At 39.0% G+C, this 16,922-nt stretch carries 14 protein-coding genes; 6 read left to right on the top strand and 8 right to left on the bottom strand.

Translation table 11 applies throughout. The features are described from left to right. Window positions 1-44: 44 nt before the first annotated feature. The gene (gene lpxM / locus PVK63_RS06990; protein WP_130048718.1) at window positions 45-986 is read right to left on the bottom strand and encodes a lauroyl-Kdo(2)-lipid IV(A) myristoyltransferase; all 942 of its coding nucleotides are present in this window, start codon (window positions 984-986) and stop codon (window positions 45-47) included. A 78-nt stretch (window positions 987-1,064) separates the two neighbouring features. Here lpxM and PVK63_RS06985 point away from each other — a divergent pair, with 78 nt between their 5' ends. Beyond that, window positions 1,065-1,490, top strand: a complete 426-nt coding sequence (locus tag PVK63_RS06985) for an HIT domain-containing protein (RefSeq protein WP_130086037.1) — start codon at window positions 1,065-1,067, stop codon at window positions 1,488-1,490. Between the two features lie 444 nt (window positions 1,491-1,934). Continuing rightward, window positions 1,935-3,827: a methyl-accepting chemotaxis protein gene (locus PVK63_RS06980; RefSeq protein WP_274440154.1), complete on the top strand. Its 1,893-nt coding sequence runs from the start codon at window positions 1,935-1,937 to the stop codon at window positions 3,825-3,827. A 182-nt stretch (window positions 3,828-4,009) separates the two neighbouring features. Here PVK63_RS06980 and PVK63_RS06975 read toward each other — a convergent pair whose 3' ends face one another. Both PVK63_RS06975 and PVK63_RS06970 read right to left on the bottom strand, forming a co-directional pair. After that, complete coding sequence (locus tag PVK63_RS06975) at window positions 4,010-4,270, bottom strand: YfcL family protein (protein WP_130044184.1); 261 nt, start codon at window positions 4,268-4,270, stop codon at window positions 4,010-4,012. Window positions 4,271-4,277: 7 nt separating this feature from the next. Continuing rightward, on the bottom strand, window positions 4,278-4,808 hold the full coding sequence (locus PVK63_RS06970; RefSeq protein ID WP_274440153.1) for an elongation factor P hydroxylase: 531 nt from the start codon (window positions 4,806-4,808) through the stop codon (window positions 4,278-4,280). Window positions 4,809-4,981: 173 nt separating this feature from the next. Here PVK63_RS06970 and PVK63_RS06965 point away from each other — a divergent pair, with 173 nt between their 5' ends. Together PVK63_RS06965 and PVK63_RS06960 are read left to right on the top strand one after the other, a co-directional pair. Beyond that, on the top strand, window positions 4,982-5,515 hold the full coding sequence (locus PVK63_RS06965) for an MgtC/SapB family protein (RefSeq protein ID WP_274440151.1): 534 nt from the start codon (window positions 4,982-4,984) through the stop codon (window positions 5,513-5,515). Between the two features lie 105 nt (window positions 5,516-5,620). Further along, window positions 5,621-6,259: a trimeric intracellular cation channel family protein gene (locus tag PVK63_RS06960; protein WP_130048710.1), complete on the top strand. Its 639-nt coding sequence runs from the start codon at window positions 5,621-5,623 to the stop codon at window positions 6,257-6,259. 184 nt (window positions 6,260-6,443) lie between these two features. Here PVK63_RS06960 and aroC read toward each other — a convergent pair whose 3' ends face one another. Together aroC and prmB are read right to left on the bottom strand one after the other, a co-directional pair. After that, entirely contained in the window at window positions 6,444-7,529 is a 1,086-nt protein-coding gene (aroC, locus tag PVK63_RS06955; protein ID WP_274440148.1) for a chorismate synthase, read from the bottom strand. Window positions 7,530-8,127: 598 nt separating this feature from the next. Next, window positions 8,128-9,060, bottom strand: coding sequence for a 50S ribosomal protein L3 N(5)-glutamine methyltransferase (gene prmB, locus PVK63_RS06950; RefSeq protein WP_274440146.1), 933 nt, complete (start codon window positions 9,058-9,060; stop codon window positions 8,128-8,130). Window positions 9,061-9,112: 52 nt separating this feature from the next. Between prmB and smrB the strand changes: the two genes are divergently transcribed. After that, window positions 9,113-9,646 (top strand): endonuclease SmrB, encoded by a 534-nt coding sequence (gene smrB / locus PVK63_RS06945; protein WP_130048706.1) that lies wholly within the window; start codon window positions 9,113-9,115, stop codon window positions 9,644-9,646. Window positions 9,647-9,706: 60 nt separating this feature from the next. Here the strand turns inward: smrB and sixA are convergent, their stop codons facing one another. Then, a complete protein-coding gene (gene sixA, locus PVK63_RS06940; protein WP_130044177.1) occupies window positions 9,707-10,177 on the bottom strand; it encodes a phosphohistidine phosphatase SixA in 471 nt (156 codons plus the stop codon). Window positions 10,178-10,342: 165 nt separating this feature from the next. On the opposite strand from sixA, the gene PVK63_RS06935 reads away from it, so the two are divergent. Beyond that, complete coding sequence (locus PVK63_RS06935; protein ID WP_274440145.1) at window positions 10,343-13,120, top strand: insulinase family protein; 2,778 nt, start codon at window positions 10,343-10,345, stop codon at window positions 13,118-13,120. 123 nt (window positions 13,121-13,243) lie between these two features. On the opposite strand, the gene fadJ is transcribed toward PVK63_RS06935, so the two are convergent. Further along, the gene (gene fadJ / locus PVK63_RS06930) at window positions 13,244-15,343 is read right to left on the bottom strand and encodes a fatty acid oxidation complex subunit alpha FadJ (protein ID WP_274440144.1); all 2,100 of its coding nucleotides are present in this window, start codon (window positions 15,341-15,343) and stop codon (window positions 13,244-13,246) included. Continuing rightward, on the bottom strand, window positions 15,343-16,671 hold the full coding sequence (gene fadI / locus PVK63_RS06925) for an acetyl-CoA C-acyltransferase FadI (protein ID WP_274440142.1): 1,329 nt from the start codon (window positions 16,669-16,671) through the stop codon (window positions 15,343-15,345). The genes fadJ and fadI overlap by 1 nt, the downstream gene beginning before the upstream one ends. Between the last annotated feature and the right edge of the window lie 251 nt (window positions 16,672-16,922).

The following is a 16,922-nucleotide window of genomic DNA, read 5'->3' as shown; positions in this document are numbered from 1 at the left end:
ACGGTAAATTCTGCGGGCTTAAAAATACATTGAATAACTAATTGTTAATATAAACGACTACCGTCAGGTCTAGAACGCAGTAAGTTTAACACCCACATGTATTGCTCAGGACGCTCAGTAACCAGCTGTTCAATAGCAATATTCATTGCACGAGCATCGGTCTCTTCATCTCCTGATGGAAAATCCGCAATCGCTGGTAATGTAATGATCTCAAACTGTCCTGTTTCTGCATTATACGATGGCAACATTGGAACCACTTTTGCTTTTGATAAACGAGCCAGTTTACCAAACCCTTTTAACGTTGCTTTTTGTGTAGCAAAGAAAGGGACAAATACACTGTTTTGTGGTCCATGATCTTCATCAGGTAAGTAATACGCTAAGTAGCCTTCTTTAATCGCTTTGATTAATGGTTTGATCCCCGCGCTACGAGCATAAATCTTACCGCCATATTGCATACGCTGAACATGCATTAACCAATCCGTTATTGGGTTCTTTTGAGGTTTCATCATGGTTGTTACCTGATAGCCACGAGAAGCCAAAAGAATGGCAGGGAAATCAATAGCCCAAGCATGCGGCGCTAAAATAATAATATTTTCTTTTTGCTCAAGCAGAGGGAATAGATTCTCTGCACCAACAAAAATCCCGCGTCCTTCATTATGCTTACGACTACGAACAAGCAACTCAGAAAAACCAAGCATCACCTGAGCACCTGTAATATAGGTATCTTCAAGCAATTTTTTCTGTTCTTCTTCTGATTTTTCAGGAAAACAAGTCGCAATATTCAACTTAGCTCGCTTAATACCACCACTTGGCTTTTTAAGTACTAACTTAACGATACTAGCGGCTAACTTATCGCGTAATCGAAATGGAATAAAAGCCAAAATAATAGCAAATCCGATCCCTAACCATGTTGGCCAATACTTAGGATGAAGAAATGCCCATTGAAAAGTGGGGTTATAAACGTTTTTATCGACTTTTTCACTCATGAATTGCTTCACTTATTCTTTATTATGAACCGATTATGATATAACAAAGCATTGCTGATAGAAACCAAGGAAATACAAATGGCTTTTCAATTACACCCCCGTTTGCAACAAGATTGCATCTTTTTGGGCAATCTTCCGTTATGTTCTGTTTTACTCATTAAAGAAAACATCGGCCCTTGGGTGATTTTAGTTCCTCGAATTGAAGACTTAAAAGAAATTCACCATATGAGCCCAGAGCAACAAATTCAATTTATTCAAGAATCAAGTTCGGTTGCTCAACTGCTCGAAGATAACTTCACACCAGATAAAATTAATATTGGAGCACTAGGTAACTTAGTTCCTCAGTTGCACATTCACCATATTGCACGCTTTATCACTGATATCGCATGGCCAGGTCCAGTCTGGGGAAATACTAATGGGGAGATTAGAGCACAGTCAGATCAAACTCAATTGGTGGATCTACTTCGAGATAAATTAAGTGCATTGGCAGGATTTAAGCAATAAAGCAAGACTTACATTTAACTGAAAAAGGAGATTAACTACCTCCTTATTTTCTCTTTATCCTTCTCACTTACTTTTTCAACACCCAAAATTAAATAAAATTTCACTTTCTGCTATATTGTATACCGTTAGCAATACATCATGATAAATAATATAATTAATAATGTTAACATATAAATATTTCTTACAAATAAAAATGTTGCCATTTATTATTTTAGTCACGTAAAATATAAAGATACCAATATAAATAAAAGGTAATTATTTTCTGACATAGCGAGAATTACAACTCCTCATATAACACAACATTTAATCCAGAAAGAAACAAAATAAAAACAATTTATCATCAAAGAAGAAATAATTTTTTTATTTCCAATTGAATATATTTATTTTAATTAAAAATATTCATACATTTGATTTAGTTCCTTTACGATGTTTAGAAGATAAAAAATGAATTTAAGCTTAAAAAATACCGTTCTAATATCAACCATCTCTCTATTATTGATTATTTCTATTATTTTGACCGGAAATGGTTATTTTACATTTAAAAACTTTAACGTTAACTCTGTTGAAGGCCATAAAAAAGAGATCGGCTCCCTATTATCAACCACGTTAGAAGAAAACATTAATAGTTACTTCAACGCAATGAACTCCATCTCCATCGAGTTTGATACTAATGGAAACATTAAAGATATAAACCAAGCCAACGCAAGCTTAAACTTATTACAAAAAAGCACAAATGTACCACTGGCTTCAATTGGATTAAAAAATGGGGCAACTTTTGAAAATGGCGCTTTTATCCCTAATTTTAATGCCAAAGAAATGAACAGAGAATGGTATCAACGCGTATTTAATGGTGAAACCAAAGTAATTACTCAAACATATAAAGATGCAGCAACTAATCGAGATGTGTTTGCATTTGCCTCCCCTATGTACCATAACAACAGTATTGTCGCGGCAATGATTGTGACGATAGAGGTTGAAACCATTCAACAATTTATCAATAAACTAACCTCTCAAAACCAAGTGTTCGTTTATGATAATAGTGGATATATTGTATCAGCTCGTAGAGATGATTTAATAGGTAAAAATATGTTTGTTGAACGCCCTGAATACAATAACTTCGTCAACAACGAATTACACTATCAAATTGATAATAAATTGGTTTCTGCTTATAAAAACGATATTCCATCCATCAATTGGAGCGTCGTGAGTTATGAATGGGATGAAGTTATCGCTCAACCAAGTAAAGAAATGCTAATCAACTCCATCATACTGTTTGTGATTGTATTAAGCATATCGCTTATTTTTGTTTATATTTTATTAATTAAACTAATTTACGCCCCTATCGGTGGAGAGCCTGCTCATATTTCTGCTATTTTATCTAATATTGCAAATGGCGACCTTTCTGAGAAATTTGAAATTAACGGTAAAGAAACAGGGATCTATGCATCAACTATTGCTTTAAATCAGAAACTAGCTCAGATAATTAAAAACAGCTTATTATTATCAGATAGTGTGGCATCTTCTTCTGAAGAATTAACCTTAGTGATGAACGAAACATCAAATAATTCTCACCAAGAACTGTCACAAATTGAAGGTATTTCAACGGCCATCAATGAACTATCTAGCACTTCAAAAGAGGTCAGTATCAACGCATTACATGCGGAAGATGAAACTCAAAAAGCAATGCAGAATGTGACGCAAGGTCGAGATATTCTTGAGTCATCGATTGTCTTGGCGGGTAAAATTAACTCATCAGTACAAAATACTGCAACTATGATTTCCGATCTTAAGGTTAACTCTATTAACATTGGTGAAGTCACTACGGTGATCAGCTCAATCTCAGAGCAGACCAATTTACTTGCATTAAATGCAGCTATCGAAGCCGCTCGTGCAGGAGAGCAAGGCAGAGGATTTGCAGTTGTTGCCGACGAAGTGAGAAACTTAGCTGCTAAAACACAAGAATCAACTAAAAATATTCAAGAGATCATTGTTAAACTTCAAGAGCAATCTGAAATAGCAAACAATAACATGGCTTCAAATGTTGTCGCGATTCAAGACTACATTAATTTGTCTGAAGATGTGAAACGCTCGTTTGATAATATTGTCTTGTCTGTTCAGTCTATTTCTGATGTAAACACACTTGTAGCCACTGCATCACAAGAGCAATTAGCCGTAACAGATAACATTGCGCAAAATACCACAATGACGTTTGATCTTGTTCATCAAAATGTATCTGCGATTAACCAAACACAACAAGCAGCAAAAGAATTATCTCAATTAGCTGCGTCACAAAAAGGAGAATTATCTTTCTTCTCAACTGAGAAAAATACAAAGTAATACCAATCACTATTAGTAAGTGATCAAAAATAGCGTAGGGAAATGCTTGAGAACAAAGTAGCAGTTATCGAGCATTTCAACTAGTTACGATGTTCTGTTACTTACTACAATTGGTATAAGGGCTGCTCACTAAAAATAGTAAGCAGCCCTTTTATTTTATATAGACATATAGCTATCGCGAATTATGCGTTTTGAAGCTCATTCCATAGATCAGCTACAATAATACGATCAGCAGGAGATAACTCAGATTTAGCGGCTTCAAGACTTTCATTGATATGTGCTTTTAGTATCTCAAGATCAGCAATTTCTTGTTCTTCGCACTTAGCAACTGATAATGAAATATGTCCACGTAAGTAGCCACCAGCAAACAGTTCATCATCTGATGCAGTTTCAATTCGAGCATCAATCAGTTCAAGCATTTTTTCTTCAAATTCAATGATCATCTTTTTCCTATTGGACAATAAATTGTTCTTTGGTAAGTGGAGCTATTTGATAAAACTCACGTAATGCGTTGGATAATACCTCTACGCGTGGAGGTAATCCATTATCTAAAATGCTCATCACTTCATTATGTACTTTAGCCATGAATGCTAAACGATCTGGCTCAAAATCGCCATTTAAGTTGTCACAACTCACATTAAATTTTAACCCAGCACTTAATGATAATATCCATTCATAGGCTTGAGGACGGATCTCTACTTTTTCAAACTCTGATTGAACTTGCTCTGTTCGACCATCAGGCTCATACCAGTAACCAAAATCTTCCAATAGACGACGATCAGGGCCAGCAACACACCAATGGGCAATTTCATGCATGCCTGATTGATAAAAACCACGCGCAAAAATAATACGGTGATAATTAAATTCACTATCCGCTGGTAGGTAAATGGGTTCATCACCACCCAGTTCTAGCTTGGTATTAAACGAATCAGAAAAAGTAGCATTAAAAACAGTAATTAAATCTTGATATTGGTGAGGCATACAACAGGCTTAGCAATAATAATAGAAGCGTATTCTACCTCACCACATACTAAAGGCCTATCTAGATAAATTTTTTTTATCCTCCTTCTCAAAATTATTCATTATCTGTCAAAAGAGTGAACTGATACTCTCCAAAATTATCTCTCCCCCTTTAGATTGGAGTTTCACCACCTGTGAATGACATCACTTTACAACTTGCTCAATTACTGGATTTAGGGCCTTTTTCTTGGTCTGCTATTGCCGCTTGTGCTTTCAATGGTTTGTTAATTGGCGTTGAACGGCAAACTCGAGGCAAACCCGTAGGAATAAGAACCTCTATTCTAATTATTTCAGGTACTTACTTTTTCTTAGCGATGGCAATGTCCCTATCTGTAAACTCTCTGGATCACGCTCGAGTACTAGGCCAAATTATTACAGGAATTGGTTTTCTTGGCGCAGGAGTAATGATGACTTTAGATGGTAAAATTCATGGTGTAACCTCTGCGGCCATTATTTGGGTGTTAGCAGCATTAGGGATGATGATTGCATTAGGATACATTCAGCAATCAGTCATTATCACTTTATTAGCTCTTTTTGTTTTACTCGGCATTGATAAGCTTGAAAATTCATTCAAAAGCCTTCGTCGCGGCGTGCATCAAAAAATACTCAATATTAGAACTCATAAACCAAGGGCTCATAGTCTCGAGAAAATGCATAAAAAAAACTAATCTGAAAAATGTCGGAATAGTTTTTTTCATTCGTCATTATTCGTTTAATCCCATAAAATTCTCGTCCTATTATTTGACCATTATGATATGACACGGTATTAGAAAATGTTATTAACAATTCTTTATATTATTGGGATCACAGCTGAAGCAATGACAGGTGCATTAGCCGCTGGTAAGAAAAAAATGGATTGGTTTGGCGTAATGTTAGTTGCCAGTGCAACAGCAATTGGCGGTGGTACTGTTCGTGATATTCTTCTTGGTCACTACCCTGTTGGTTGGGTGAAAAACCCACAATTCCTTGTGATTACCTGCATTGCCGGCGTATTAACAACATGGATCGGCCCATGGGTAGCCAAAAACCATCGCTTCTTTGTATTTTTAGATGCTATTGGTTTAATTGTTTTTAGTATTATTGGCTCACAAGTCGCATTAGATATGGGCCTTCACCCACTAATATGCGTTGTTTCTGCCATTGTAACAGGCGTGTTTGGTGGGTTACTGCGTGATCTCTTCTGTCGCCAGATGCCAATGGTATTGCATAAAGAATTATATGCTTCAATTTCATTACTATCCGCTGTGCTATACATCGGATTACTTCACTTTGGTGTTGATGAATTAATCACAACGATTGCGACTATTGTTATTGGTTTTTCTGCTCGTATGGCCGCAGTAAAATTTGGTTGGTGTTTACCCGTGTTTCATTTAGATATTACCGAAGATCAGCCAGAAAGCGTTAAGAAGTGATGAATGTTAAAGAGACTAGGGACGAGATATTAGGGGCTAGGAAGAGCTAAATATCAAATACAAACAGAAAGAGCCAGATCGAATGTAACTTCAATCTGGCTCTTTTTATTTGTGTCTATTAATAGTAGAGGAAGATTCTTCCGCTCTTAACTCGTCCCTAAAAACTAGTCCCTATCTCCTGCCACTAAATCTTTGGTGTTTCTGTTTGTACACCAAAATTTTGACCACGATGACGAACTAAATGGTCCATAACCACTATCGCTAGCATAGCTTCAGCAATAGGCACTGCTCGAATACCAACACAAGGATCATGACGGCCTTTAGTAATCAATTCTGTTTTTTCACCGCTGCGAGTTATCGTTTCACCCGGAACCGTAATACTAGACGTTGGTTTAAGGGCAATGTGCGCCACAATATCTTGACCAGATGAAATACCACCCAAAATACCACCAGCATGATTTGAGCTAAAGCCTTCAGGTGTTAATGGATCACGATGCTCTGAACCGCGCTGCTGTACAACGTCAAAACCATCACCAATCTCAACCCCTTTTACGGCATTAATACCCATCAAAGCGTGAGCAACATCCGCATCTAAACGATCAAAAACAGGCTCACCTAACCCTACCGGCACACCTTGTACAACCACGGTAATTTTAGCGCCAATAGAGTCCCCTTCCTTCTTTAGCTTACGAATAAGCTCATCAAAGGCCTCTACTTTGCTTGCATCAGGACAGAAAAACGCATTATTCTCGATTTCATTCCAATCAACTGAATCAATCGCTACGTCGCCCATTTGTGATAGGTAAGCGCGAATTTCAATTCCAAACTCTTGCTTCAAGTATTTCTTAGCAACAGCACCAGCTGCAACACGCATTGCCGTTTCACGAGCAGAAGAACGACCACCACCACGGTAGTCTCGTTGTCCATATTTCTGGTGGTAGGTGTAATCTGCGTGTCCCGGACGGAACTTATCTTTAATCTCAGAATAATCTTTAGAACGTTGATCGGTGTTTTCAATCAGTAACCCAATTGAAGTTCCTGTGGTTTTTCCTTCAAATACACCTGATAGAATTTTCACTTCATCCGCTTCACGACGTTGAGTAGTGTATTTTGAAGTACCCGGCTTACGACGATCTAAATCGATTTGCAGATCCGCTTCACTCAACTCTAGACCTGGAGGGCAGCCATCCACAATACAGCCCAAAGCCAAGCCATGACTTTCACCAAACGTTGTTACTCGAAAATGTTGTCCAATAGAATTTCCAGCCATTACTTCCTCTGTAAATATTGTTGATTGGCTATAAATAGCATAACTTTAATCAATCCATATTGGCTTGAATCTACAGCAGAGTAAAGCCCCTAGTAATGGTTTCTCTTTAAATTAGTGAGCACACTCTTTTTCTTAGATGTGATTTTCTTTGCCGTAAAAATAATTTAAAAAATCAAAAGCGGCAATTTGTGACCTTAATCCAAAAATTCTTAACTGATAAAACTCTCATTTTACAAAAATACCTCTTTACTGTTATTCATATCACAACGTATAATTAACACTTGGCTCATTAATGAGCCAGAAACTAAAAATAAAACATAAAGTGTTGATAAAAAAAGCAATACATGGATGGAAATTTTAACGTAAGGATAGCAATAAATAGTTGGCATTATTCCTGCTAATTACTAAATATCATTAACGGTTAAGAAAAAAAATGAAACTACTTCGTCTAGTAAGAAAAGCATTACGTAAAAATAACATCAGCGAAAAACAACAAAACCTTCGTAATCGACTTGATTTTGCAATGTCACAAAGTAAAGAGATATAAAAAAGCCCGATGCGAGCATCAGGCTTATTATAATAAGTCGAATTTAGTGACTTAATCGCGGTATAGAACAAACTCTTCAGCGCAATCTAGAAGCTGCTGTTTAGTTAGCATGAATACACCGTGTCCACCTTCTGCAAACTCAATCCAAGTGAATGGAATTTCTGGGTATTGTTCCATCATGTGAACCATAGAGTTACCTACTTCACAAATCAAGAAACCATTATCCATTAAGTAATCTGGTGCATTAGCTAGAATACGACGAACTAATTTCAGTCCATCACTACCAGCAGCCAAACCTAACTCAGGTTCGTGCTCAAATTCTTCTGGTAAACTGTTCATGTCTTCTTCATCCACATACGGTGGGTTAGAAACAATGAAGTTATACTGATCTTTTGGAATATCACGCAACAGATCAGAACGCATTGGGAACACTTGCTGCTCCATACCATGGTCTTGAACATTTTGTTCAGCAACCATTAACGCATCAGTAGAAATATCAATTGCATCTACTTCTGCATTTGGGAACGCATGAGCACATGCAATCGCAATACAACCACTGCCCGTACATAGATCCATAATACGTGTTGGATCTTCGGTTAACCATGGTTCAAATTGCGTTTCAATCAATTCAGCAATTGGTGAACGAGGCACAAGAACGCGCTCATCAACAAAAAACTCAAGACCACAAAACCACGCTTTATTAGTCAAATAAGCAGTAGGGATACGCTCATTAATACGGCGAACGACACGCTCAACAATACGTAGGCGCTCTGTTGATGTTAAACGAGATTCACGTACATGAGCAGGTACATCAATAGGTAAATACAGCGTAGGAAGCACAAGTTGAACCGCTTCATCCCATGCATTATCTGTACCGTGCCCATAAAAAAGACCCGCAGCATTAAAGCGGCTTACCGTCCAACGTAACATATCTTGTAACGTATGAAGCTCAGAAACGGCCTCTTCTACAAAAATCTTATCCAAAATTGCCCCCAAAACAAGTTATAATACTGCTGTTAATTATTGGAATTTAAAAATGAGCAAAAACGACCACCTATCAGATGACGAACTTTCGCTGTTCCGTGAAGCAGTACAAGGCTCTAAAAAGTTGCAACAGGATACCATAATCCATCAACCGAGTAAGAACTTTAGCGAGCAACAACAGCAAAGAAAGTCATTAAAAGAAGGGAAAAATGAAGAGTTTTTCTTTTCTGACGAATTTGTGCCACTTCTTAATGAAGATGGGCCTGTTCGTTATGCCCGTGATGACGTATCAAAATACGAAGTGAAGCGATTACGTCGCGGTGTGTATGTCCCTGATGTCTTTTTAGATATGCATGGAATGAAACAGGATGAAGCAAAACGCGAACTCGGTTCAATGATTGCTTATTGTTTAAAAGAGAATATTTCTTGTGCCAGTGTTATGCACGGAATAGGAAAACATATTCTTAAACAAAAAGTGCCTCTGTGGCTAGCTCAACACCCAGATGTGATGGCATTTCACCAAGCGCCTTTAGAGTTTGGTGGCGCAGGGGCCATATTAGTTTTACTGTCTATTCCTGATAGATAAAAAAAAGATCCCATAAGCCTTTGCTTGGGATCTTTTTTTATACCGAAATACAGCGTGTCGTTATGCTTGTTGCAACCACAATAGATCGCTTTTTCCTGTTGAATGACTAAACTCAACACAAGAAATGGCTGACGTTGGAAACATTGGAGGCATAATTCCCGGAACAAAATCCGCCGTCAAATAACCCACTAGCGGCAAATGAGAAACAATTAAAATATTCTCAATATCTTCTACACTGCCTAGTGCTTTCACGTATTCCACCACATCATCAGAATCACCGTATGGTGTGATTTCATCTGACGTTTCTACCTTTGCATCGGCAACGTTAAGAATAGGCTTAATCGCATTCCATGTTTGTTGAGCTCGCACATAAGGGCTCACCAATACATAGTCAAACTGCACTTGATGAGTTTTCATTAACCACTGTGCAATTTTGGCTGATTGACTCTCGCCATGAGGTGTCAAATTACGTTCTTCATCACTTGGCGCATACATCTCAGCTTCGCCATGACGCATTATGAATACTTTCATTTATTCATTCTCAAATCATTACTAACCTCACAATAGTAGCAAGCAATGACAAAAAGGGGAAAGAGAGAGTTTGCTAGTCTGTGGGTTCAGCGCCATAATTAGAAAAATAAATATAAAAATGAGGGTATTAAATTGCCCATCTCTGCCTTAAAACAGGAGCACCCTGTGCATATCAGCCCAAATGATCAAAAGAAATATCGTTTTATCGAACTCGATAATAAACTGCGAGTATTGCTGGTTCAAGACGATACGGCTCCACGTTCTTCTGCCGCCCTTTCTGTTAATGTCGGTCACTTTGATGATCCTGACCATCGCCCAGGTCTTGCTCACTTTTTAGAGCATATGCTGTTTCTTGGTACAGAAAAATACCCAAAAGTGGGAGAGTTTCACTCATTTATTAACCAGCAAGGTGGCTCAAATAACGCATGGACAGGCACTGAACACACTACTTTTTTCTTTGAAATTTCGCACCATGCGTTTGAAGAAGGTCTTGATCGCTTTGGCCAGTTCTTCTATGCCTCATTATTTAACGAAGAAGCCGTAGATAAAGAACGTCAAGCCGTTGATTCAGAATATAAATTAAAACTTAAAGACGATGTTCGTCGTATTTATCAGGTACACAAAGAGACCATTAATCAAGCGCATCCATTCGCTAAATTCTCAGTAGGAAGCATCGATACATTAGCCGATAACGACACTTCTTCTATCCGTGATGAAATGCTGGCTTTTTATCAAGACCATTATTCTGCCGATTTAATGACCGCTGTGGTTTTAGGGAATCGTCCACTTTGTGAATTAGAACTTTTAGCCACTCAATCTTTCTCTGCCATCCCTAATCAAAATTTAGGACATAAAACGATTGATGTCGCTTACGTAACAGAAGACCAACAAGCATGTTGGATAAATATTGAACCATTAAAAGAAGTTCGAAAGCTAACTCTCGCTTTTTCTTTGCCAAATCAAGACCGTTTTTACAAAACCAAACCGTTAAATTATCTTGGTCACCTGCTTGGTTATGAAGGCGAAGGCAGTTTAATGCTGTATTTAAAAAAACTCGGTTATATCCATTCGCTAACCGCTGGTGGTGGTGTGAGTGGCAGCAACTTCCGCGAGTTTACTCTGGCTTATAACTTAACGGAAAAAGGCATCGAACATACTGATGAGATCATTACACTCACTTATCAGTACATTGAACTTATCAAGCAGCAAGGCTTTGATGAATGGCGATACAGTGAGAAAAAAGCCGTTTTAGAGTCGGCTTTTCAATTCCAAGAAAAAAGCAAGCCACTTGATTTAGTTAGCCATCTTGTCATGAATTTACAACGCTATCATGCTGAAGACGCTATGTATGCCGACTATATGATGGAAGGCTACCATGAGCAGCAAATTAAAGATCTGTTAGAACAACTGACGCCAGAAAAAATGCGAGTAACCTTAGTGGCTCAAGGGTTAGAGTATGACCATAAAGACAAGTGGTATCATACCCCCTACTCAGTTCACCCACTGACAGAGAATCAATTGGCACTTTGGAAAAATGTTGAGCCGCATCCTGAGCTTTTCCTTCCAGAGAAAAATCCTTATATTTGCTACGATCTTGAACCTCAAGCGTTAATAGATACCACCGAATTTCCAATGTTGATTGAAGACTTACCGGGTTTTCGTCTATGGCATAAGCAAGAAGAAGAATTTAGGGTACCAAAAGGCATGGTTTATATTGCCATTGATAGTCCACATTCCATTTCTGACCCACGAAAAATAGTGAAAACTCGCCTATGTGTCGAAATGCTGATGGATGCCTTGAGTGAACAAACCTATCAAGCTGAAATAGCAGGAATGGGCTACAACCTCTATTGTCACCAAGGTGGAGTCACTCTTGCTCTATCTGGCTTTAGCCAAAAGCAGCCTTTATTATTGGAGGTTATTTTAAAGCGCTTTACTACTCGTGAGTTTAGTAGTGAACGTTTTGATTTCATTAAGAATCAACTGATACGTCACTGGAGCAACGCTTCGAAAGAGCGCCCTATTTCACAACTTTTCAATGCATTATCAGGAATTTTACAACCAAATAATCCCCCTTACCCTGTCCTTCTTGAGGCGTTAGAAAGTATAGAGGTCGATGACCTACCTAACTTTGTTCAAGCGATGTTTGCAGAGTTACACGTTGAGATGTTTGTCTATGGCGACTGGTCACAGCAACAAGCTCTAGACTTAGGCAGCTCACTAAAAAATGCACTTCGTATGCAAAACCAAACTTATGAAGAGTCATTTCGACCACTGATTATGTTAGGAGAATCCGGAACCTTTCAGCGTGAACTATTTTGTGACCATTCTGATTCTGCTTTATTGGTCTATTATCAATCAGCTCAAGAAGACCCTCGCAGTTTTGCGCTTTATACGTTAGCAAACCATTTAATGTCGGCTTCTTTTTTCCATGAAATTAGAACCAAACAGCAATTAGGCTACATGGTTGGGACGGGAAATTTACCGTTAAACAAACACCCAGGATTGATCTTATATGTTCAATCACCTATGGCTCCTCCTGCCATATTATTAGATGCGATTGATGAGTTTCTTAACGCCTTCTACATGGTGTTATTAGAGCTAAATGAAGAGCAATGGCAAAACAGTAAACAAGGATTGATTGATCAAATCTCTGATCCCGACACTAATCTTCGTGGGCGAGCTCAGCGCTTATGGGCCTGTATTGGCAATAAAGATTTAAATTTTGATCATAAAGAGCGTGTTGCTGACGAACTTAGTTTGCTGACGCGAACTGAAATGCTGCGTTTTGTGGTTAACGTACTAAAACCAAGAACTGCGAATCGCTTAATCATGCATTGCCAAGGCACCGAGCATGAACAATACGATCGCTTAGATGTTGGGTTAGAAATTGATTCTATTGATGAGTTCCAATTGCGAGCGAAAGACGTGAATCTTGGGTAATTCCAATCGTTTAAACACTAAAAAAAGCCATCATAATCTTTGACTATGATGGCTTATAACTCATCTAATAAAGGTTGAACTTATTATCTCTAATAAGAATAAACACCATTATTTGAATTGGTATTATAAAGAAAACCTATCCCCATATTTATCAGCGTACTTCTTCATTAACGCCGCTAGCTTTTCTTCACCGATACTGTTCATATAAGTAAATGGGCCACCTAAGAAAGGAGGGAAACCGATACCAAAGATAGCGCCAATATCACCGTCTCTTTCTGAGCGAATAATACCTTCATCTAAGCAGCGTTTTGCTTCAGATAACATAGGCAATACACAGCGCATGGCTATTTCATCTTTGCTTAGCTGAGATTGCGGTTTAATGTTAAGTAGTGAATAGACATCTTGGTCCGGCGCTTTCTTCTTACCTTTGTAGACATAGAAACCACGCTTAGTTTTCTTACCTAGGCGCTTATCATCAATTAAGGTTTGAAAGACGTCAGGGCTGCGGAATCTATCGCCCAGCTCTGCTTCTAATATCGGCATGATCTTCGCGCCAATATCTACCCCAACCTCATCTAATAATGAAATTGGCCCAACAGGGAAACCAAAATCTAATAAAGCCTCATCGATGGCCTCTATCGGCTCACCCGCCAACAATAATCTTGCTGCTTCATTCATGTAAGGCGCTAAAATTCGGTTTACATAAAACCCAGCACAATCTTTAACAACTATCGGCGTTTTACCTTGTTGCTTCGCTAAAGATACCACGGTAGCGATGGCTTCATCACTGGTCGTTTGATGCGGAATAACTTCAACCAAAGGCATTTTCTCTACTGGGCTAAAATAGTGTAAACCGACAATATTCTCAGGTTTTTCAGCACCCTCTGCTATTTGGCCTATGGGAAGCGAAGAGGTATTGGTAGCAAAGATAACGTCTTCTTTTCCTTGCTCTTGCACCGCTTTTACCATCTCTTGTTTCAGCGTTAGATCTTCAAATACGGCCTCAACCACCACATCCAATTTTTTGAATCCGTTAAAATCGGTCACTCCCGTTAGTTGCAACATTTGTTGTTGCAGCTTAGCTTTACTAATAATACGGCGTTTTCTTAACTTATCTAAACGTTGGTAATGGTACTGGTAGGCATTTAGCAAGCCATCATTATTAATGTCTTTGATGGTGACGTTCTTTTTGGCTTTAGCAATAGAGACATGAGCAATACCACCGCCCATTAACCCACCGCCTAGTACGCCAACTCGATGAATGATTTTAGGCTCAGCTTCGCTGCCTTTCTCTTTTTTCATCTCTGTCATTGCAAAAAATAAGGAACGCAATGCAGCAGATTCAGGAGTCATGGCAAGCTTACCAAATTGCTCCGCTTCTCGTTGAAGCCCTTTTTTAATCCCTTTTTCTAACCCGTATTTAATGCTATCTAAAATTGCCGTAATCGCAGGGTAATTACCGCGTGCTTTTTTCTGCGCTTGTTTTTCTGCTTGAGAGAAAATCACATTACGACCAAGAGCGTTTCTTGATATCGCCCACTCTTTGGTTGCTACTTTATTTTTTGATTTTTTCTTTACTGCAAATTCAGCGGCGGTTCGTGACAAAATAGTTTGTGGTACCGAGGCATTAACAACGCCTAACTTTAGGGCTTTTTTAGGCCTTAATTGCTTACCCGTTAAAATAATATCCAAACTGGCAAGCAACCCAATAAGTCGAGGCAATCGCTGTGTGCCGCCAGACCCCGGAAGCAACCCTAATTGGACTTCTGGCAAGCCTAATTTTGTTTTATTGTCATCACTGCACACACGATAATCACACGCCAGTGCCAACTCTAATCCACCACCGAGACAAGGACCATGAATCGCTGCAACAGTAGCAAATGGTAGATCTTCAATGCGTTGAAACAACTGCTGACCTTTTTCAGCCAACGCTTGCGCTTCTGCTGCGCTTTCACAGTTAGCTATCATGCTAATGTCTGCGCCCGCAATAAAGTTATCGGGTTTACCTGATTGAATGACCAAGCCTTTAATATCTGAATGTTGTGCTTCTATGTCATTGAGTACTTGAGTCACTTGTTCTGCAAATGCTGACTTTAGTGTGTTCATTTTTTCATTAGGCACATCAATCGTCAGCCAAGCGATACCGGCATCGTCTTTAAACCAAGTAAACGCACTGCTGTTTTCTACTGCTTCAATAGCACTGTTATTTATTTCTAATGTCATTATTCAGCCTCCAAAACCATTGCTGCACCTAGTCCACCTGCGGCACATGCGGTATTTAACCCAAAGCCACCACCGCGGCGTTTTAGTTCTCGCAATGTTTGAATGATCATTCTGGCTCCCGTTGCCGCAAAAGGATGCCCATAAGCAATTGACCCACCAAGCACATTGAATTTATCCATGTCTATTTCACCAATGGCTTTATCTCTGCCTAAACATTCTCTGGCAAACTTATCAGATGCAAACATTTTTACGTTCGACAGCGTTTGTGCTGCAAATGCTTCGTGCATATCAATAAGCGTTAAATCCGATAAAGAAATACCGGCTTTATCGAGAGCCATTGGTGTGGCATAAGATGGTCCCATTAGCATATCGTTATGTACATCTATCGCGCTAAACGCAAAAGATCGAATATAGCCCAACGGTTCATAACCTAGTTCTTTGGCGCGCTTTTCACTCATTAATAATATTGCTGCACCACCATCGGTTAAGGGGGTGCTGTTGGCTGCAGTTACTGAACCGTATTTTCTATCAAACGCGGGACGTAATTTGGCGTAACTTGCAAGATCTGAGTCGTGGCGAATATTGTTATCCTGATCTAGCCAGGTTTTATACGGCTCTGGAAAAGCGGTCATGACTTCATCTTGTATCAACCCCTCTTGCCATGCTTTTGCCGCTAATGAATGCGAACGGTGCGCTAACGCATCTTGCTCTTCACGTGTTATGCCGTGAGTTTTCGCCATTTGCTCTGCGGTTTGTCCCATTGAGATCCCTGTTGAGTATTCAGCAACAGCAGTAGGTACAGGCGCAAGATCTTTCATTGATAAAGTACGAAGAAGAGAAAGTTTCTGACTTATGGTTTTGGTTTTGCTAAGGGCAAGCAACGTCGCGGCCATTTTTTTTGATACCCCAATAGGCAATACAGAAGAAGAATCTGCACCACCAGCAATACCAATATCAATGGTGCCAGCCATGATGCTTTCCACTACGTTTGCCGTGGTTTGAAAACTGGTCGCGCACGCTCTAGTCACACTGTAGGCATCGGTTGCGATATCCATCCCTGTGCCTAATACAATCTCACGCGCAATGTTTGGTGCTTCTGGCATTTGCACTACTTGGCCAAAGACAACTTGATCAATCAATTTTGGATCTATGTCTGTTTTATCCATCAATGCTTTTACGGCAAGCTTACCGAGATCTACCGCAGGCGTAGAAATAAAAGCCGTGGATTGCTTAGCAAATGGGGTTCGAATACCTGAAACAACCGCTATGCGATCACCTTGTCGTGTCGTTAGTGGCTGATAGGTCTTTGAAAATTTGGCGTTTGACATTGCATCTCCTTGCATAATATCAACCTAATAAGTGGTCAGACCTCAAATTGTAACCAGTTTGTTAATTTTGAGAAGTGCGTTATAGTAGAAATGTGAGCGGCGAATTATTAATCACTCATAAATTCTTGTTTACTGGTTAGAAATGAAGGTAATTAGATAGGAAAGTAGAAAAAATATGAGAGCGATTAAGCTAACGATCTGACCCGTGAAAATGTAACCTACTGACTATTTTGATAAAAAAAAACCACATC

It is taken from the genome of Aliivibrio sp. S2TY2, from assembly GCF_028765525.1.
GTDB classification, from domain to species: domain Bacteria; phylum Pseudomonadota; class Gammaproteobacteria; order Enterobacterales; family Vibrionaceae; genus Aliivibrio; species Aliivibrio finisterrensis_A.
The sequence above is the reverse complement of the archived record's forward strand: the minus strand, read 5'-3'. Positions and strand labels throughout refer to the sequence as shown.